This window comes from Kitasatospora sp. NPDC057223 (assembly GCF_042669755.1).
GTDB lineage: Bacteria > Actinomycetota > Actinomycetes > Streptomycetales > Streptomycetaceae > Kitasatospora.
In genome coordinates this window covers 1-18,137 of record NZ_JBHUWW010000159.1, presented here as the reverse complement: position 1 = coordinate 18,137, position 18,137 = coordinate 1, and the positions used below count along the sequence as shown (strand labels likewise).

General features: G+C 72.3%; 22 protein-coding genes and 1 tRNA gene. 15 read left to right on the top strand and 8 right to left on the bottom strand.

Going from position 1 to position 18,137, the window contains the following annotated elements:
- Positions 1-70 precede the first annotated feature (70 nt).
- The 4 genes from ACFUK0_RS35285 to ACFUK0_RS35270 form a co-directional block, all read right to left on the bottom strand.
- A complete protein-coding gene (locus ACFUK0_RS35285; RefSeq protein WP_211785814.1) occupies positions 71-202 on the bottom strand; it encodes a DLW-39 family protein in 132 nt (43 codons plus the stop codon).
- A 293-nt stretch (positions 203-495) separates the two neighbouring features.
- A complete protein-coding gene (locus ACFUK0_RS35280; protein ID WP_380257229.1) occupies positions 496-810 on the bottom strand; it encodes a DUF6191 domain-containing protein in 315 nt (104 codons plus the stop codon).
- Between the two features lie 339 nt (positions 811-1,149).
- Positions 1,150-1,908 carry a histone deacetylase gene (locus ACFUK0_RS35275; protein WP_380257227.1) on the bottom strand — a complete coding sequence of 253 codons (759 nt, stop codon included), beginning with the start codon at positions 1,906-1,908 and terminating at the stop codon, positions 1,150-1,152.
- Positions 1,908-2,672, bottom strand: a complete 765-nt coding sequence (locus ACFUK0_RS35270) for a GntR family transcriptional regulator (protein ID WP_380257225.1) — start codon at positions 2,670-2,672, stop codon at positions 1,908-1,910. Before ACFUK0_RS35270 ends, ACFUK0_RS35275 begins: the two co-directional genes overlap by 1 nt.
- A gap of 546 nt (positions 2,673-3,218) precedes the next feature.
- On the opposite strand from ACFUK0_RS35270, the gene ACFUK0_RS35265 reads away from it, so the two are divergent.
- The 10 genes from ACFUK0_RS35265 to ACFUK0_RS35220 all read left to right on the top strand — a co-directional run bounded on the left by ACFUK0_RS35265 (position 3,219) and on the right by ACFUK0_RS35220 (position 10,305).
- The gene (locus ACFUK0_RS35265; RefSeq protein ID WP_380257223.1) at positions 3,219-3,461 is read left to right on the top strand and encodes a hypothetical protein; all 243 of its coding nucleotides are present in this window, start codon (positions 3,219-3,221) and stop codon (positions 3,459-3,461) included.
- The gene (locus ACFUK0_RS35260) at positions 3,461-3,904 is read left to right on the top strand and encodes a WhiB family transcriptional regulator (protein WP_380257221.1); all 444 of its coding nucleotides are present in this window, start codon (positions 3,461-3,463) and stop codon (positions 3,902-3,904) included. Before ACFUK0_RS35265 ends, ACFUK0_RS35260 begins: the two co-directional genes overlap by 1 nt.
- Positions 3,905-3,912: 8 nt before the next feature.
- A complete protein-coding gene (locus ACFUK0_RS35255) occupies positions 3,913-4,728 on the top strand; it encodes a hypothetical protein (protein ID WP_380257219.1) in 816 nt (271 codons plus the stop codon).
- Positions 4,729-4,730: 2 nt separating this feature from the next.
- Positions 4,731-5,099 (top strand): RRQRL motif-containing zinc-binding protein, encoded by a 369-nt coding sequence (locus ACFUK0_RS35250; RefSeq protein ID WP_380257233.1) that lies wholly within the window; start codon positions 4,731-4,733, stop codon positions 5,097-5,099.
- A 56-nt stretch (positions 5,100-5,155) separates the two neighbouring features.
- Positions 5,156-5,710 (top strand): hypothetical protein, encoded by a 555-nt coding sequence (locus ACFUK0_RS35245; RefSeq protein ID WP_380257217.1) that lies wholly within the window; start codon positions 5,156-5,158, stop codon positions 5,708-5,710.
- Positions 5,707-6,363, top strand: coding sequence for a plasmid transfer protein TraA (gene traA, locus ACFUK0_RS35240; RefSeq protein ID WP_380257215.1), 657 nt, complete (start codon positions 5,707-5,709; stop codon positions 6,361-6,363). Before ACFUK0_RS35245 ends, traA begins: the two co-directional genes overlap by 4 nt.
- 40 nt (positions 6,364-6,403) lie before the next feature.
- Positions 6,404-8,485 carry a plasmid transfer protein TraB gene (traB, locus tag ACFUK0_RS35235; RefSeq protein WP_380257213.1) on the top strand — a complete coding sequence of 694 codons (2,082 nt, stop codon included), beginning with the start codon at positions 6,404-6,406 and terminating at the stop codon, positions 8,483-8,485.
- 155 nt (positions 8,486-8,640) lie between these two features.
- Positions 8,641-8,832, top strand: a complete 192-nt coding sequence (locus tag ACFUK0_RS35230) for a hypothetical protein (RefSeq protein ID WP_380257211.1) — start codon at positions 8,641-8,643, stop codon at positions 8,830-8,832.
- A gap of 38 nt (positions 8,833-8,870) precedes the next feature.
- Positions 8,871-9,293, top strand: coding sequence for a hypothetical protein (locus ACFUK0_RS35225; RefSeq protein WP_380257209.1), 423 nt, complete (start codon positions 8,871-8,873; stop codon positions 9,291-9,293).
- Between the two features lie 16 nt (positions 9,294-9,309).
- Positions 9,310-10,305, top strand: coding sequence for a DNA cytosine methyltransferase (locus ACFUK0_RS35220; protein WP_380257207.1), 996 nt, complete (start codon positions 9,310-9,312; stop codon positions 10,303-10,305).
- Between the two features lie 182 nt (positions 10,306-10,487).
- Here the strand turns inward: ACFUK0_RS35220 and ACFUK0_RS35215 are convergent, their stop codons facing one another.
- Positions 10,488-10,781 (bottom strand): barstar family protein, encoded by a 294-nt coding sequence (locus tag ACFUK0_RS35215; RefSeq protein WP_380257205.1) that lies wholly within the window; start codon positions 10,779-10,781, stop codon positions 10,488-10,490.
- 75 nt (positions 10,782-10,856) lie between these two features.
- Here ACFUK0_RS35215 and ACFUK0_RS35210 point away from each other — a divergent pair, with 75 nt between their 5' ends.
- The 5 genes from ACFUK0_RS35210 (at position 10,857) to ACFUK0_RS35190 (ending at position 15,397) form a co-directional block, all read left to right on the top strand.
- Positions 10,857-11,768, top strand: a complete 912-nt coding sequence (locus tag ACFUK0_RS35210) for a bifunctional DNA primase/polymerase (protein ID WP_380257203.1) — start codon at positions 10,857-10,859, stop codon at positions 11,766-11,768.
- 174 nt (positions 11,769-11,942) lie between these two features.
- The gene (locus tag ACFUK0_RS35205) at positions 11,943-13,478 is read left to right on the top strand and encodes a YfjI family protein (protein WP_380257231.1); all 1,536 of its coding nucleotides are present in this window, start codon (positions 11,943-11,945) and stop codon (positions 13,476-13,478) included.
- A gap of 288 nt (positions 13,479-13,766) precedes the next feature.
- Complete coding sequence (locus tag ACFUK0_RS35200) at positions 13,767-13,955, top strand: helix-turn-helix domain-containing protein (RefSeq protein WP_380257201.1); 189 nt, start codon at positions 13,767-13,769, stop codon at positions 13,953-13,955.
- Entirely contained in the window at positions 13,955-15,109 is a 1,155-nt protein-coding gene (locus ACFUK0_RS35195) for a tyrosine-type recombinase/integrase (RefSeq protein ID WP_380257199.1), read from the top strand. Before ACFUK0_RS35200 ends, ACFUK0_RS35195 begins: the two co-directional genes overlap by 1 nt.
- Positions 15,110-15,166: 57 nt before the next feature.
- Entirely contained in the window at positions 15,167-15,397 is a 231-nt protein-coding gene (locus tag ACFUK0_RS35190) for a hypothetical protein (protein WP_380257197.1), read from the top strand.
- A 113-nt stretch (positions 15,398-15,510) separates the two neighbouring features.
- Here ACFUK0_RS35190 and ACFUK0_RS35185 read toward each other — a convergent pair.
- The 3 genes from ACFUK0_RS35185 to ACFUK0_RS35175 form a co-directional block, all read right to left on the bottom strand.
- Positions 15,511-15,584, bottom strand: a tRNA-Ile gene (locus ACFUK0_RS35185).
- A 16-nt stretch (positions 15,585-15,600) separates the two neighbouring features.
- Positions 15,601-17,004, bottom strand: a complete 1,404-nt coding sequence (locus ACFUK0_RS35180) for a class I SAM-dependent methyltransferase (protein WP_380257195.1) — start codon at positions 17,002-17,004, stop codon at positions 15,601-15,603.
- Positions 17,005-17,252: 248 nt separating this feature from the next.
- A complete protein-coding gene (locus tag ACFUK0_RS35175) occupies positions 17,253-17,930 on the bottom strand; it encodes a DUF3566 domain-containing protein (protein ID WP_380257193.1) in 678 nt (225 codons plus the stop codon).
- Positions 17,931-18,137 lie beyond the last annotated feature (207 nt).

The following is an 18,137-nucleotide window of genomic DNA, read 5'->3' as shown; positions in this document are numbered from 1 at the left end:
GCCGCAGCCCACGGCTGCGGCCGGCCGGCCCGGGGGAGCGCCGGTGGGCGCCCCCGAAGATCGTCGTCGCTCAGCGCGCGCCGGCCGGCACGGGGTCGGTGGCCTCGGTCCACAGATCCTGCTCGGCACGGTCGGCCTGGACCTGACGGTAGACAAAGAAGCCGCCGAGGGCGACCAGGGCGACCAGGAGAAGCTTCTTCACCGCGGGACCTCGTCCTTCTTGCGTAGCGGACTCAGCAACATCACTCCGGCCGGATTGGCCGGACGGCGAGTCCATGATTTCGAGCACGAACAGGCGGTCGGGAGGGTGGACTGCCTTGCGGCCGATGATACACACCGGTGTCCCAATCGTGACCAGCCGCCACCGGGCCAACCGGCCGGTCCGGGTGCGGGATTGACGCCGCGCCTCCTGTCCCGCGGCCGGCCCGGCGCACCCCTGTGGAGCCCGTCGCCACCGGCGGCGGGCCCGTTGGGCGCGGCGGCCCGGCGAGCCGGTCAGTGGGCCTGCGGGATCCGCACCACAGCCGTCCCGCCCGCCAGGTCAACCTTCGTCCGGGGCGGCGCGCCCTCGCCCTCCTCGTCGCGGAGCATCAGGGTGGTCTTCCGCTGCTCCAGCTCGTGCTGCTTGCCCGCCGCGAACTGCGCGTGCAACTGCTCGAAGCCCGTCGCGGATATCTGGCCCTCCCGGCCCGTCCCGCGCCACGGGATCCACCGCGAACGCCTGGCCCGCAGCGCCAGCTGGTCGACGAACGCCAGCACCACCAGCGCGCAGACCAGCCCCGGAATGCTCATCGCCCAGAACAGCGCCATGTCGTCCGCCTCTCCGCTCGCCCACACCGGCCACCCGGTTAACCACCAGTAGACCCGCACAGTTCCGGGCACGTCCAGAGCCGTCCCGCCCGAACCACGCGGACAGCCGCCAGGCCCCGGGGCCACCTCACCCGGGAAACCCGGCAGGAACTCGCCCTCACCGGGAACGCACCGGCCTGCCGGGGGCGCCCCGGGGCCGGACATGGCAGAAGGCCCGGAGTGAGAATCACTCCGGGCCTTCGTCGGTGGGCCTAACAGGACTTGAACCTGTGGCCTCTTCCTTATCAGGTGATCATCGCGCCACGACGCACCCGTTCAAGGCCAACGGCACCGGGGCCGTCAGTCCTCACTCGTACCCGTGAGTGCGTCGTTGTCCGCCGCTGTTGGCGTAGAACGCTGGCGTACGCCCAACGCCGGAGCGCCGGCGTCATCAGCCAGCGCCGCCAGGACGGCGGAGGCAGACCATTGCCCCGCAGCGCCCGGCCGACCACTGAGGTAGTCAGCACTGGCTTCGGCACTCCAACCGTGCGCCTCTCTAAGCCCTGATGCAAAGTTCCGCAGGTAGGCAGCCGACGGACGGTTCAGCTCTGCCTCGGACATGCGCCACGGCGCGGTGAATGTGAGAACCGGTGCTCCGTCGATGCTCCCGGGGCAGACCAGTGTCTCGTATCGACCCTCACCGAGCTGAGCGCGGCCGGTGGCCAGCACAGCCGAGAGGTCAACGTCCGCACCCGGCTCCCTATACATCTCCTGCGCTGCGATGTCAGAGAACTGGGCAGCCTTGACCAGGTACGCCCTCGCCGGCATATCGCCCGCTTCGAGCGGGTCGTAGAAGCCCATTCCACCCGTCCACGCCATGGACTCAAGCGCGAAGTAGAGCTGTCCGGGCAACAGCACGGGCACTGCCTTCAGTGGCTGGCTCCGATCGCGGCAACCCGGGTAGGTGCGGGCGCCACCGGCGGGTTGCCCGCCGGCGATGTAGTACATGAGCCGGTCAAGGTGCATGTTCGAGCCGTAGGCCGCGTACCAGATCCAGTCTTGCGCCGTGATCGGCTCAGTCAGGGGCACCGGGCGCCGTACAAGTTCCACTGTCGTCATCAGTCCGCCGATACGTCGTAGCGAATGACGTGCCTGTCTCCCGGCAGCGTCGTAATCATGACTCGGAGCGGCTGCCCGTCCTTGTCGTATCCAGTCCGCATGTGCACCGCCACGGGAGTGGAGGCAGGCAGCACCAGGCGCTCGATCTCATCGCGGGTGGGCATGCGAACTGTGATCTCGTCGCTGAACCGCACCTGAATGAGCCCGGCGTTCGCCAGCACACCGCCGGGGGCCGATACGTCCTCCGGCAGCATCAGCGGCGTATCCCGAACGAGCGCTTCGGGGAAGTACGAGTCAGCAAGCGCGTACGGCTCCCGGTCCACGTATCGCACTCGCTCACGCACGACGGTGAGCGCCGTCGCCGGGTCAAGGTCCAGTTGCCGCGCTACCTCGGCCGGCGGTCGGCGAATCGACACCTTCACCTCCTGGTGCGGCGTCTGCCCGTTACCTGCTATCTGGCTGGCCCACTGATCCCCGGCGCTGTGGTTCGCCTCGTGGGCAGACCGCGACTCAAGAACGGACCAGTTCCACACGGCCGGTTCGTAGCGCTCGCGCACGAAGCTGCCCCGCCCCTGCGCAGAGACGAGGAGACCTTCCTCGGTCAGGCGCCCGAGAGCCAGGCGAACCGTGTTGCGGCTGACCTCGTAGTGCGTCGTCAGTTCCTCTTCGGTCGGAAGCTTCCGCCCCGGCGCCAACTCACCCCGACTGATCTGATTCCGCAGGTCATCGGCAATGGCGTGGTAGCGCGGGGTCTGCTTGGCCATGTCTGGACTCCCTGACTTGGATGACTTGTTCCAACAAGGTACGCCGAATCGCTTGACGGGGCCAGCACCTAGGGCTCAAGCTCATCTCAGAGCTTGTTGGTACAAGTCAGCCAACAGGGTCAAGTCCTACAGAGCGCCCTTCTTTGGGCTGCTCTGAGCTGCACGAATGCGTCCCGTGAGCGGCTGGAATGCCGCTCGCGGGATGAAGGAGCCCCGGACAGATGGGGCTGAGGCACCCGGCGCCTGGTCAGTCCGGAGGGTTCGAGACCGAAGGGTCTCGCGTCGTCACACCTCACCGGGAGCGCGCTCCCCAAGGTGACGACACACGTGGGCCTCGCACCGCCGGGAGACCGGCCGGTGCGGGGCCCACACTGCTTGACGAGTGACTTTGACCCTCGATCCGCCCCGCTGGGGCGGGTCGCGGTCCATGGCTTCTCGTCATCCGACGTGTTGCCCGGGCCCATGAGTCGGGGCCGCCGCGCCTTCCTTGGCCGGAGCGCGGCAGCCCCTCAGGGCCTACGCCCCCTTCTACAAGAGGTAGACCCCGTGAAACTGATTGTCGCAGGCCAGGAGGCCGCTACGGCTTCCGAGTTCGCCGAGTTGGCCCTCGGCGTCGACGTGGAGCTGTTCGCCGGCATCGTCGGTGAGGACGACCTCGACCGGCGGACCCGGCTCGCGGTCGCCACCGAGGTGCTGCGGGACCTGGCCCCGGAGGCCGCCCGCTACGCCAAGGCCCTGATGCGCAACGCCGCCGAGCGCCGCCGGGTCCTCACCTGGAGGGCCGCCTGATGCCCATCCCGGTCCGCCGGCTCACCGGCACCATCACCCCGCACCTGACCGGCCGCCCGGCCGCCCTCACGATCGCCGACCTGCGCACCGCCCCCGACCAGGGCCTGAGCGGCGCCGCGTGCACCGCCGCCGAGCCGGACCTGTTCTTCCCCGAGCCCGGCGACACCTTCGCCGAGCGCCGCGCCAAGACCATCTGCTCCGCCTGCCCGGTCCGCACGGCCTGCCTGGCCAGCGCGATCGACCGCGCTGAGCCGGTCGGCATCTTCGGCGGCCTGAACGAGGTCGAGCGCGGCATGCCCCGCTGGCGGGACATCCGCGAGAGCGCCCTCCCCGCCCCGGTGACCCGGGTGCCGGAGGCGGTCACCGACGCACTTCGCACGTTCGTCGCGGACCTCACACAGCAGACCCGCCGGCAGCCCTCCGCCGCCGGGGGTGGGCGGTGAAGCCCCGGATGGACCTGCTGGCGTGGCTGGCGATGGGGGCGGCCGTGACGGTCTCCGCCCACGGCGAGTGGCGTCTCGCGGTCGACTGCGGCTTCGGGTCGGCCGTCGCCGCCGGCCTGCCGCTCGCCCTGGACACCTACGCCCTGCGGGCCCTTCGCGCCGGCCGGGAGGTGTTCCCGCCGGTGCTCGGGATGATCGCCACGAACGCCGCCGCGCACCTGCTCGGCGCCGGCGTCATCCACCAGGGCTGGCCGCTGATCGTCGCCGTATCCGCCATCGCACCGCTGGTGCTGTGGCGGGTACACGTACTCCACGCCACCACCCCCACCGCCCCGGAGGCACTGCCGGAACCGCTGCCGGAGGACGACCTCCCGCCACTGTGGGCCGACCCCGTACCCGCCGTACCCGGGACGTACCCGGACCCGGTACCCGCCGTATCCGCTGCACCCGAGACGTACCCGGAGCCGGTGGACGAGAGCGCCGCGACGACCCCGGAGGCGCTCCCGGAGCTGGAGTTCTGGCCGCTCCCCCAGCGCCCCGTACCCGCCGCCGAACCGGAGCCCACCCGCCCCGACACGGCCGACGAGTACGTACCCGACATCCCCGGATACACCGGATACCCGGACGCTGACCAGCGGGAAGACCCCGGGGAGCCGGACGAGCTGACACCGGACGCCGCCGAGAAGTTCGCGGATGTACTCGCCGCCGGACGCCTGCCCGCCGTACGTACCCTGCGCTCCGAGTACGGCATCGGCCAGCCCCGCGCACAGCGGGTACGCGACGCCCTGCGGGCCCTCGCCGAGACCGGGCAGGTGACGGTGTGAGCCTGCCGCGCTTCTGGGACCCCGACGGCACGAGGTACGGGGGTATCCCCACGTACCCGTGGCAGATGGCCCCCGACGGATACCTGACCCGCCGCCAGCTCCGCGCCGCCGGCCTGCGCCCCGGCGGACAGCCCGTCGCCGCACAGATCCTCTGGCAGAGCCGACGTCTCGGCGTCCGCGCCGCCTACCTCTACCGCCGCGAACTGGCCCTGCCGGTCCGGCCGATGACCCCCGCCAAGGCCGCCGCCCTCGCGCTGGCGATGCGGGCCAGACGCACCTGCCCCGACTGCCGACGCGACGCCGGATACGTCCTCCCCGCCCGGTACGGCACCTGCCTCCCGTGCGCGGACGGCCTCCCGCTCGCCGCCTGACGCACAGCGCAAATCACCCAACACCCCAACATTCCGACCTGCTTGGAGAGTGCCCGATGCGTTCGCGTGTCCGTACCACCAAGGTCCAGATACCCCGTCAGCGTGGGCGGCGCGGTGCGCCGGCCGCCCACGTGATCGACCTCGGCCGGGGGACGACGCCGCTGGTCGTCATGATCCCCGAACGGCCCACTCTTACGCGTCAGTTGGCCTACGCGACCGGCAGTGCGCTGTGGCGTCACCGCGCCGCGTGGGCGCCGACGTGGGGTGCGCTGGGCCTGTTCGCCGCTGCCGGGTTGCTGTCCGTCGCGGCGCCGGGCGCCGGGGTCGTCCTCGTCGTCCCGGCCCTGCTCGTACCCGCCGGGTGGGCGGCCGTGCGGCGCTGGCACCCGCGCTCGGCGGTGCGCCGCCGGGCCCGCGCCCTGCGCCTGCCGTTCCTGGCCGCCGGCGCGGTCGCGCTCTGGACGGGCGCCGCCTGCCTGCTGGGCCCCGTCAACTGGCCGCTGTTCGGCCTCTGGGCCGCCGGCACCGCCGCCGGTCAGGCCGCGTGGTGGCGCACCCGTCGCACCGTCGCCGCCAAGCCCCTGACCGCACCTGAAGGAGACCTGACGTGAGCGTTCCTCCGCAGAGCAACCCGTTCGACCAGCAGGAGCAGTGGTTCCAGGCCGGCCAGAACTACGCCCGCCCGCAGCAGCCCGACCAGGGCCCCGGCCAGGGCGGTGGGCAGGGCGGCGGGCCGCGTGGCCGGCAGTCCGACGGTGGACAGCGTGGGAACCAGTACCACTTCCACTACAACTCCGGCGACGGGAAGGGCGGTGGCCAGCGCGGGCACGACGGCGGCGGACGGGCGGCCGGTCCGGGCGGCATCGGGCAGGCCAATCCCGGTGCGCAGGGCGGCGGGCAGCGCGGCGGCGGGCGCACGCACTCGCCGCTCGGGGACCCGGAGTTCTTCACCAACGCGGACATCCGCAACTACTGCGAGAACGCCCGCGCGGCGTTCCTGCAGCTCTCCTTCGAGCTGGCCATGGCCGCCGAGGTACTGCAGGCGGTGCTGAAGGAGGTCCCCGACCCGGACGGGCGCCCGTTCAGCGGCCAGATGCGGGCCCGCAGGGTGGCGAAGCACCTGAAGAAGACCGCCGACGACGCCAAGGACGCCGCGAAGAACGCGGCCCGCACCTACGCCTCGTTCCAGCGCGAGTTCGACCCGGAGCTGAACCGCTCCGGCCGCCCCCGCCCGCCGCGCCGGTCCTTCGACTTCGGCGGCTGACCCGCCCCCTGTCCCGCACTGACCCCTGAAGGAGGTCACCGTGTCCGGCACCAACAACATGGCCCACCCGCTCCACCTCGACCCCAACCAGCCCGGCCAGCACGGCGCTTACGGCCGGGGCGGCGGTGGCGGCGGCGTGGGTGAGTACCTGCTCGACCGCGCCAAGCCCTACCTGCCGCCGTGGCTGCTCGCCGGCGGAACCGGCGTCCTCTCCCTGCCCGCCTACGGCATGTGGGGCGGGTCGGCGGCGGCGTCCGCCGGCCTCACCCTCGCCTCCGTCGGCCTCACCGTGGCGACCTGGTGGGCCGGGAAGTCGACCACCCAGCAGCGCCGCTTGCACTCGGCCATCACCGTTGCGGCGGGCACGAGTTGGTTCACGGCGGCGGCCCTCGCAGGCCCCGCCGCAGGTCCCCTCGGCAGCCTCTACCTGATCGGCGCCCCGGCGCTCGCCGCCACCTGGAACATCCGCCAGATCCTGCGGGTCAACGCCGACGGCCAGACCGCCGGCGCGGACAAGGGCCTGCTGGAAAAGGTGGGCCTGGCCAAGACCATGGTCACCGGTGCCAAGGTCGCGCCGAACAAGGCGACGTTCGACCTGCAGCTCCCACCCGGGGAACTCACCCCGGACGACGTGGCCAAGGCCCTGCCGCGCCTGGCCGGGGCGTTCAAGGTCGCGAAGAACGCGGTGCGGATGACCACCGACCCGGAAGACTCCTCCCGGGCCTCGATCACCGTCGTCCCCAACGACCTGCTCAAGAACACCGTCGCCTTCCCGGGGCCGTCCTCGCCCGGCGGGTCGATCGCGGACCCGATCGTCGTCGGGATCTACGAGGACGGCAGCCACGCCGTTCTCTGGTTCCCGGGTGACCCGCAGGCCGGGCGCAACGCGATGCACCTGATCGTGATGGGGATGACCGGATCGGGGAAGTCCGAGGGCGGGATCACCGTCCTCGGTGAGGTCGTCACCCGCCGCGACGTCATCGTGTGGGCGTCCGACCCGGCCAAGGCCGAGCAGACCCTCGGTCCGCTGCTGCCGTCCCTGGACTGGGCGGCGCTCGACATGAACTCCACCAAGGCCATGATCGAGGCCCTGCGCGCGTCCATCCCGGCCCGCACCGCGTGGCTGGCGAAGTACGGCTACAAGCAGTGGGAACCGGCGTGTGCCGGGACGCAGGCCGACGGCTCCCCGGGCATGCCGTACCTGGTGGCGTGGTTCGAGGAGGCCGCGAAGACGATCCGGGAGACGGACGACGACGTGTTCACCGGCATCGCCCAGGAGGCCCGGTCCGCCGGCATCTCCCTGGTCATCTCCCTGCAGCGGGCCTCCGGCACGCAGGTGTCGACGGACTCCCGGGCGTCGTTCGGGTCGTCGTGGGTGTTCGGGGTCCGCGACGAGCGGGACGCCGGATTCGCCCTCCCCGACGAGGCGTTGGACGCCGGGGCGGCGCCGCACACGTGGAAGGACAAGAAGCCCGGGTACTCCTACCTGGTCGCGAACGGCGTGCCGGAGACGTTCTGGGCGACGCCAGCCCGGTCCTACCTCACCCCCACCGAGTACCTGCACTGGGCCGCTGTCACGTTCGCCGACGTCCGGTCGGCCTGCGACCCGGTGACCGCCGGCGCCGCCGCCAAGGCCGCCGGCCCCGCGTTCACCAAGCGCACCCGCCACCCCCTCCCCACCGCACCCGCCGCCCCGGTTGGGCAGCCGGGCCCGGACGGGTGGGACGACGAGGACGACGGGCCGCTCTACCTCACCGAGGACGACGACGTGGACGACGACACCGACCCGGACGACGACGGTCAGGAGTGGATCGACCCGGAGCAGGCCCTCCCCGAGGTCCGCACGATCCTGCCCCTCGCCGCCCGACCAACCGGTCCTCCGGCCCGCAAGCTCGGCCAGCAGGAGGCGCGGGCCGCCATGACCGATCTGCTGGCGGAGTTCGAGGACGAGGGCCGCACCGAGGTCGGGCCCACCGACTTCATGGAGCACTGCGACCGCTTCAACCGCTCCCGCCAGTGGGTCTCCGGGCAGGTCGCCGACATGGTCCTGATCGGCCGTCTGCGGGAGACCGACCGCGCCGGACGCTACGAGATCGTGCCCGAGCGCACCCCGGTCGCCTAGGTGACAGGCGACAGTCGGCGACTGTCACCCAGGGCCCGTTTCCCCAGGTAACGCGTGCGCGCGAGGGGTGACAGTCGGCGACTGTCACCCCTCTGTCACCCGACCTGACACCCCGCACCCGCAACTTCTGACACCCCGGAAGGGACTGCTCCGCCGTGCTCATCACCGCGTCCGCCGCCCTCGTGTTCGGCCTCATCACGATCATCCTCATCCGCACCCAGCGCACCACCACCCCGACCGCCCTGCCCATCTGGCTGTCCGGGTTCACCGCCGCCTCCACCGGCCTCGCCGACCCCGTGAACCAGGGCCTCACCGCCCTAGCCCACTTCCTCGCCTCCTTCAACTGACCCGCCCCGCCCGCGTACGGCCCCGACAGGAGAGCACCGTGAACCACCATCCCCAGCAGCCCGTCGCCCCGGTGCTCTACACCGCCGACGGCCACCCCCTCTACGCCACCAACCCCACCGCCGCACCGCTCGTCCCCTACCAGGGCGCCCCCGCGCCGGTCGTCGTCCACCACCCCGTCCCGGCCTACCTCCCCGCGCAGCCCCCGGCGTTCACCCCGGCCCCGACCGGCGACCCGTGGCCCGCCCGCCTGCTCTGCGGCGGCATCGGCATCGGCGCGGCCGGCGTCGGCACCGCGTTCCTCCTCCAGGCCGTCGCCGCCGCGACCACCGGACTCGGCCTGCTCGCCGCCGTCCTCGCCCTCGCCTGGCTGCTGAAGAACAGCAACAGCGGCGGCGGGCGGGGCGGCGCGGTGAACGTCAGCCTCAACGTCTCCAACCGCATGACCAACCGCAACCGCTGAACCCGGAGGGACCGGTATGACCTACGACACCGTGGACCTGTTCGCCGGCGTCGGCGGCCTCGACCTGCCCGCCCGCGCAGCGGGCCTTCACCCCGTCGGCATCGAGCGCAGCCCCGACGCGTGCGCCACCCGGCGCGCGGCCGGCCTCGCCACCGTCGAGGGCGACGTCCGGCACTTCGGACCGGGCGACTTCCCGGACGCGCAACGGCTGCTCGGCGGGCCGCCGTGCCAGACGTTCAGCGCCACCGGCACCGGCAGCGGCCGCCGGGAACTCGACACCGTCCTTGGCCTGGTGTCCCTGATGGGCGTCCGCCGCCCCGTCGGACGGGAGCTTGCCGCACTCGCGGACGAACGCACCGCCCTGGTGCTGGAGCCCCTGCGCTGGGCCCTCGCGGCCGCCGACGCGGGCCGTGCCTTCGAGTCGGTGGTGCTGGAGCAGGTGCCCGCCGCCCTGCCCGTCTGGAACGCCTACGCGGCCGTGCTGCGGGCCGAGGGCTACTCGGTCGCGACGGGGGTCTTGAAGGCCGAGCAGTACGGGGTGCCGCAGACCCGCCGCCGCGCCGTCCTCATCGCCCGCCTCGACGTCCCCGCCGCCCTGCCCACACCCACCCACCGCCCGTACCGGCCCGGCGTCGGGCAGGACGGCGGGGACGGGCGTCTCCTCCCGTGGGTGAGCATGCGCCAGACCCTCGACCGGCCCGGCGGGTTCACGGTCGTCTCCAACTACGGGACCGGGGGCGATCCCGCCGCACGCGGCCGCCGCACCGCCGACGTGCCGGCGGCGACCGTCACGGGGAAGGTCTTCCGCTCCCGCGTCCTCGACCCCGACGGTGCCGAGTCCCGTTTCACCTCGGGTGAGGCCGGCGCCTTGCAGACCTTCCCCGCCGACCACCCGTGGTCCGGACGGGACATCGGCCAGCAGATCGGCAACGCCGTCCCGCCCCTGCTCGGCGAACACATCCTCGCCGCCGCCCTCGGCGATGCGGTCCGCCACCTTCCCGCGGCTGCCTGAAGCGGCACCCCGTGGCCGCCCTCGACTGGCACGACGCCTCCCACTTCGACCGCACCGGCGACAAGCCCTGCCGCTGGTGCGGCCGCCCCACCCCGCTCCGGGACGACCAGCGCAGGCCCTCGCACAAGATTTGCGCCGAACACCGGGACGGGTCCGCTCCGCCGGCCGCCGGCAACGAACGGTCAGCCGGAGATCTCCCATCGCGTCTTCTGCCCGTCGGGGTCCATGAGCAGGCTGCCGTGACGGTTGCCGGGGGCGAACAGTCCCTTCGCGTCGGCTCGGATCACGATCTTGTCGTGCCGTTCGAGATGATCCGAGAGACCCCCCTGGACGCTCTCGGTCAAGTCCCTCCAGGCATCGAGGTTCCGCCCGAACCAGCTCGGCAGCATGCAGGGCCCCATCACGGCATCCCAGAAGTCACTGAGCGTCTCGATACGCCGCCCTCTGAGGTCAATCACCAGATCGGGTCTCGTCATCGCGCCAGCCTAGCCAGCCCCTCCCATTCGTCGCCGCTCAATTCCCTCTCCTTCACTCCCGCTGAGGAGTCGCCCATGTCCGAGGACTGGCGCCGTGCCCTCGCCGCCGCCCACCACGCCGCACAGCGCGGCCTCGCCGTCTTCCCCCTCACCCGCTCCAAGAAGCCCGCCGTCCCGAGCCCGCACCCTCCCGAGAAGCGCTCCGAGTGCCACGGCGCGTGCGGCAGGTTCGGCCACGGCGTCCACGACGCCACCACCGAACCCGCCCTGATCGAGCGCCTGTTCCGTACGGCGGCGTGGGCCACCGGCTACGGCATCGCGTGCGGCCGGGCCCCGCACTGGCTGGTCGGCCTCGACCTCGACGTCAAGCACGGCCTCGACGGCGTCGCCGATCTGCGCCGCCTTGAGCAGGTGCACGGCTTCACCACCCCCGCCACGGCCACCGTCGCCACCCCGTCCGGCGGGCTGCACCACTGGCTGACCGCACCGGCGGACGCCCGGTTCCCCAACTCTGCGGGGAAGGTCGCCCCCGGGATCGACGTGCGCGGCCCCGCCGGGTACCTGGTCGGCCCCGGATCGCTCGGAGAGAGCGGCCCCTACCGCTTCGCGCCCGGCACCGACCCGGGCACCATCGCCCCGGCCCCGCCGGAGCTGCTGGCCCTGCTCACCCCCGCACCCGTGGCGGTGAGCCTGCCGGACCCTGAGAAGCTGCGGCAGAGCATCCGCCGGCAGGGCGCCTACGCCAAGGCCGTCCTGGAACGCGAGGCCGCGAAGGTCGCCGCCACCCGCCACCCCGGACGCGGGCGCCAGTTGTTCGCCAGCGCCGCCGCCCTCGGGGCCCACATCGCCGCCGGCACCGTCCCCGAAGCCCTGGCCTTCGACGCACTGCTGCACGCGGGCCAGAGCACCGGCCTGCCGCACACCGAGTGCGAGCGCACCATCCGCCGGGCCTTCGCGAAGGCCGCCGGCACCCTGCGCGCGGCCTGACAGCCCGGCCCCGCCCGATACGGGGGCGGGGAAAGCCGCTTTACCCGCCCCCGTCCTCCCGCGCCCGTACTCGGCGCCCCGCCCGCACAGGGCCCTCTCACAGCCCCGCACACCGTCTCTGGAGGATTCTTCGTGACCGTCCCCGGCCAGCGCCCTGACGCCCCGTACGACAACGTGACCAGCCTGTTCGGCCCCGAGTGGAACGACAGTCCGCCGCCCGCCGAATCGGATGACTGGGACACCCCCATCCCGCTGGGGCAGGCCCGCACCCTGCCGCCGTTCCCCGCCGCCGCGCTCCCGGCCTGGCTGGGCGACGCGGTCGCCGCCGTCTCCGAGGAGACACAGACCCCCCTCGACCTCGCCGGATCGCTGGCGCTGGCGGTGCTGGCCACGGCGGCCGGCGGCCGGGCCGAGGTCTCCGTGCGCGGCCGGTGGCGCGAGCCCGTGAACCTCTACACCGTCGTGGCGCTGCCGCCGGGGAACCGGAAGTCCGCCGTGTTCGCGTTCATGGCCGCACCCCTGCTGGCCGTGGAACAGACCATGGCGGACGCCAGCGGCGCAGCCCGCGCCGAGGCCGAGACCATGGCCAAGCTGGCCAAGGCCGCCGCCGAGAAGGCCGCCGGTCGCGCGGCCGGTGCCCCGGCGGACGAGAAGGACAAGCTCACGGCTGAAGCCGTGGCCCTCGCGCAAGCCGCCGAGTCCGCGACCGTCCCCGAGAAGCCCCAGCTCATCATCGACGACATCACCCCGGAGAACGCCGCGACGCTGCTCGACCAGCAGGGCGGGCGGATCGCCGCGCTGAGCGCCGAGGGCGGCCTGTTCGACATCATCGCGGGCCGGTACAGCAGCGGCGGCCCCAACATGGACGTCTTCCTGAAGGCCCATGCCGGGGACATGATCCGGGTCAACCGGCAGGGCCGCGAGTCCCAGTTCATCAAGTCCCCCGCCCTGACCATCGGCCTGGCCGTACAGCCGGCTGTCCTGGACGACATCGCCAAGGTCCGGGGGTTCGAGGGCCGGGGCCTGCTCGCCCGGTTCCTCTACGCCCTGCCCGCCTCCCTGGTCGGGCAGCGCAACCTTGAGCCGCAGATCATCCCGGACGAGGTCGCCGACACCTACGCCGCGACGCTGAAGGAACTCACGCTCGCCATGGCGGACTGGACGGACCCCGCCGTCCTCACCCTCACCCCCGACGCGGACCGGGCGGTGCTGGACCAGCAGAAGCGCACCGAGCCCATGCTCGCCAAGGGCGGCGCGCTAGCCCACGTCGTGACCTGGGCCAGCAAGCTGGACGGCGCGGTCGTACGGATCGCCGGCCTCCTGCACCTGGCCACCCACCCCGCCGACGGCTACACCCGCCCGATCGAGAAGGACACGATCGACGCCGCCGCCCGCATCGGCGAGTACTACGCCGCACACGCCCTCGCCGTCTTCGACGCCATGGGCTCCGACCCCGCCCTCGGCCGCGCCCGCACCGTCCTCACCCACCTGCGGACCGCCGGCGGGCCCGTCGTGACCAAGCGGGAGCTGTTCCGGGGCCTCGCCCGGGGCGACTTCCCCACCGTCGCCGACCTCGACCCCGCCCTCGCCCTGCTCGAAGAACACGGCTGGATCCGCCAGGAAGCCCCGCCCGCCCGCACCGGACGCGGCGGACGGCCGCCCTCCCCCCGGTACCAGACCCACCCCGACATCACCCAGCCCGCCCTCTGACCCTCCGACAGAACCGACACAACTGACAGAACCCCCCGACACCGCTTCTGACCAGCGAAAACGACCAACAGCACCGCGCGACAGAACCTCACCGAAACTCCGACAGAACCCCCGGCCCCCGGACACCCCCGGACCCGCCGGGGGTTCTGTCAGAGTTTCCGACCGGTTCTGTCACAGCTCACCCGGACCGTAGATGCCCAGGTCAGAGCCCATATCGAGAGGTTCTGTCAGTTCTGTCGGTTCTGTCACGCACCCCAGCCCGCCCGGCACCGCGCAGGAGGACCAACCGTGACCACCGTCGCCCCGCAGGTTCTGACCGTCGCCGAGGTGATGGCCGCACTCCGGCTGAGCCGGAGCAAGGTCTACGACCTCATTCGCTCCAACGCTCTGCCCAGCTTCACCATCGGCCGCTGCCGGCGCTTCGACGCCGCCGACGTGACCGCCTACATGCGCAACCAGATCGAGGAGAACCGCTGATGACCAAGCGCAACCCGAACGGCGCCGGGAGCATCACCCGGCGCAAGGACGGCACCTACGAGGCACGGGTGTACGTCACCACCACCGAGGGCGAGCGCAAGCGCATCTCCCGGTACGGCAAGACCCACGATGAGGCGGCCGAGAAGCTGGCCAAGGCCAAGGAGCTGGAGGACAAGGGGGTGCCGACGCCGGCCAAGGCCTGGTCCCTCTCCGACTTCCTGGCCTACTGGCTGGAGGAGATCGTGAAGCCCAACCAGCGCCCGAACACGTACGACAAGTACGAGACCATGGTGCGGCTCTACCTTGTCCCCAGGCTGGGGAAAAAGAAGCTGACCAAGCTGGGCACCGCTGACCTGCGGAAGTTCTTCAAGGAGCTGGCGAGCGCCGGTGTGGGCGGCTCCACCCGGCAGGAGTGCATGAAGACGCTCCGCAACGCGCTGAACCGGGCGATGCGCGAGGAGCTGATCCTGCGGAACGTGGCGACCCTGGTGGACATGCCGCAGGCCACGGCCAAGGAGGTCATCCCGTGGTCGGGGCGGGAGGCGATCACCTTCCTGCGCTCGGCGCGCTCCCACCGCCTCTACGCGGCGTTCGTGTTCTCCATCGTGCTGGGCCTGCGGCGCGGGGAGCTGCTGGGCCTGCGGTGGATCGACCTGGACCTGTCCACCGGCACAGCCCACCCGCGCAAGCAGGTGCTGCGGCGCAAGAAGGTCGGACTGGTGCACGCCGATCTGAAGACGGAGCACTCCAAGGGGGCCCTGCCGCTCCCCCGGCTCTGCCTGGAAGCGCTGGGGGAGCGACGGGTGGTCCAGCGGCTGGAGAAGGAGAAGGCCGGCGAACGCTGGACGGAGATGGACCTGGTCTTCACGACCGAGACCGGCGGGATGATCGACCCGGACGGGTTCTCCGGCACCTTCGAGCGGCGGGTGCTCCGTTCCACCGTCCGCCGGATCACGCTGCACCACACCCGGCACACCACGGGCAGCCTGCTGGCCCTGCTGGGGGTCCACCCGAACGACGCACAGAAGATCCTGCGGCACAGCCGGATTACGACCACGCTGGAGATCTACACCCACGTGACGACCGACTCGCAGCGTGCTGCTGCCGCGAAGCTGAGCAGCACGCTGCGGGACGCGATGAACGCTGCGGGCTAGCCGCGTCGTGTGGTCGGAGCAGGTGACTGGCCAAGCCACCCTTTGGGACGATGCAGCATGCGATTCATAGTCCAGGCGTTGAGGCAGTCCGAACTGCAGGTGTTCTTCGAGCCTCACGGGCTGGAGGCCACCATCAAGGAAGGGGAGTCCATCACCGTGGAGTGGATCGGGGAGTGGGGCGAGATCGCCTACACGCCCCACGGTGTGATCATCGGCCGACCCAGCGGGGGCAGGGAAATCTCCATGCGCGCGTGGATGCCCAACGGAGAGGAGCTGGATCTCTGGTAGCCGACCAATCCCCCACTCAATGACTGGGGGATTGGGGAGACTGGCGTAAACCGTTGGCGTAACTGGCACGAAGAAGGGCCCGGATGAGGAATCATCCGGGCCCTTCGTGCAGGTGGGCCTAACAGGACTTGAACCTGTGGCCTCTTCCTTATCAGGGAAGCGCTCTAACCGTCTGAGCTATAGGCCCTTGCCGCACTGAAAGATTAGCGGACCGACGGCCGATCTCCCAAATCCGTATCCGCGGCCCCGTCGGAGCGGCCGCCGGGGCCGCCGGCGGCGAGGTGCAGCTCAGGGCGTTGCGGGCGGGCGAGCCACTGTTCGCGGGTGGGCGGGAGGCCCGCGGCGCCGGTGACGGGGGTGCGTACGGCGAGGACCTGGTTGACCCCCAGCCGGTTCTCCTCGAAGGCGAGCGCGGACGCCGCCATGTAGAGCCGCCAGACCCGGGCCCGACCGTGCCCGGCCAGGCGTACGGCCCGGCCCCAGTTCGCCTCCAGGTTGGCGACCCACTCGCGCAGGGTCAGTGCGTAGTGCTCGCGCAGCGACTCGACGTCCCGGACTTCGAAGCCGGCCGACTCCAGGAGGGAGACGGTGGTGCCGACCGGGGCGAGCTCGCCGTCGGGGAAGACGTACTTGCGGATGAAGGGGCTCAGCTCGTACGGCTCGCCGGGCGGGCTGGGGCGGCGGGAGATCTGGTGGTTGAGCAGGCGCCCGCCGGGGGTCAGCAGCCGGTACAGGCCGGCGGCGTAGGCCAGGTACTGGTCGGAGCCGACGTGCTCGGCCATGCCGACGCTGGAGATGGCGTCGAAGGGGCCGTCCGGGATCTCGCGGTAGTCCTGGAGGCGGACCTCGACCCGGTCGGCGAGGCCGGCGTCGGTGACCCGGCGGCGGGCCAGGGCGACCTGTTCGGCCGAGATGGAGACGCCGACCGCCTCCACCCCGTAGTGCTCGGCGGCGTGCAGCAGCAGGGAGCCCCAGCCGCAGCCCACGTCCAGCAGCCGCATACCGGGACGCAGGCCCAGCTTGCGGCAGATCAGGTCGAGTTTGGCCGCCTGGGCGTCCTCCAGGCTGCGGGCCTGCGGGGTCCAGTACGCGCAGGAGTACACCATCGAGGAGCCGAGCACGAGGCCGTAGAAGTCGTTGCCGACGTCGTAGTGGTGGCTGATGGCCGCGCGGTCGCGGCTGCGGCTGTGCAGCCTGCCCCGCACCGCGCGGGCCTCCTCGGCGGGCGGCGTGGGCTGCAGCCCCAGGGCGCCCGCCTGCATGACCGTGCGCAGCAGCTGCCGCCCGCGGGGGCCGACCGCGTCGGCCAGGCCCAGGTTGAGCCGGCGGATCTCGGGGCGCTCCGCGAAGTGGGCGACGGCCGTCAGCACCTCGTACAGGTCGGTGTCGGAGGCGATCTCCAGGTCGCCCGCGACGTAGGCCCGCGCGAGGCCGAGCTCGCCGGGCTGCCAGACCAGGCGGCGCGCGGCCCGCCGGTTACGCAGGACGAGGGTGGGTGCGCCGGGCGGCCCGGCGAGACTGCCGTCCCAGGCCTGGACGCGCAGGGGGATCCGCGCCCCCAGAAGTGCCTCCAGCGACCCGACCATCTGCTTCGCGAGCTCAGCCATCGCACGCCTCCGTCCACCGCCGTACGGCCGTACGGCCGTACCTGCCTGCGCCCCTCGCATCCGCTCGAACGCCGTGCCCAGCTAAGCCCACGACGGCCGACAGGTGCTCCGGCGCCGCGCCGGGACACCGCGCCCGTCACCCGGACGCACGTACCTGCGGGGCGCCGCCCCGGGGCCGGAACGCCGACGGGCCCCGAAGGCTCGAACAGCCTTCGGGGCCCGCACATTCCGCCGGAAGTGACTGGGTGTCAGTCCTCTTCCGCCAGGGTCAGCTCGATGCCGCCGGTGAAGCCGGCGGCGGCGTTGTAGATGAACGCGGACAGCGTGGCGAGGGCGGTCAGCAGCACCACGTCCACCACCGCGATCAGCACGGTGAAGCTCATGACCTTGCCGAAGCCGACGTAGTCCATCAGGTTGAGGCCGCCGGTGGTGTCCGAACCGGTGACGTCCTTCAGGGTCTTGGTCAGCGAGTCGAAGACGCCCAGCGAGTCCAGGGTCATCCACAGCACCGCGGCCGCGACGATCAGGATCACGCCGACCGCGAGGGCCAGCAGGAAGCTGACCTTCATGACCGACCACGGGTCGGCCTTGGTCACCCGCAGCCTGGCCTTGCGGGTACGCCCGCCCGCTCCGGCGGCCGGCGCCGGGGCGGGACGCCGGGCGGCGCCGCCCGCCGGGGCGGCCGGACCGGGCCCGGAGGCCGGTGCGCCCGCGTTCACCCGGGTGCCGCGGGCCGGCGTCGGCTGCCCCTTGGCGTAGGTGGTCGGCGTCGAGAACCCGTTGCCCGCCGCCGGGGGCGTGGCCGGCGGAGCCGGCGGCGGCGGTGGCGTGCCGTAGCCGCCCGACGCGCCCGGCTGTCCGGCCGATCCGACCGGCGGCATCAGCGAGGTGGACGCCGCCGGGTGCTCGGACGGAGTCTGCGGCATGCCGCCGTACGGCATACCACCCTGTGCTGCGCCCGGACGGCCGCCTGCGGCGCCTCCCGCAGCACCCGTGGGTCCACTCACCCTGGTCCTCCCGCACTCCCCACCAGTCCGGCGTCCGCCGGTCCGGTGCATCACTCGTTTCGCCAGCGCCCGGCGGGATTGCCCGGTACTGGTCGGCAGCCGGCACCGCCACGCGGGGAGCGTGGC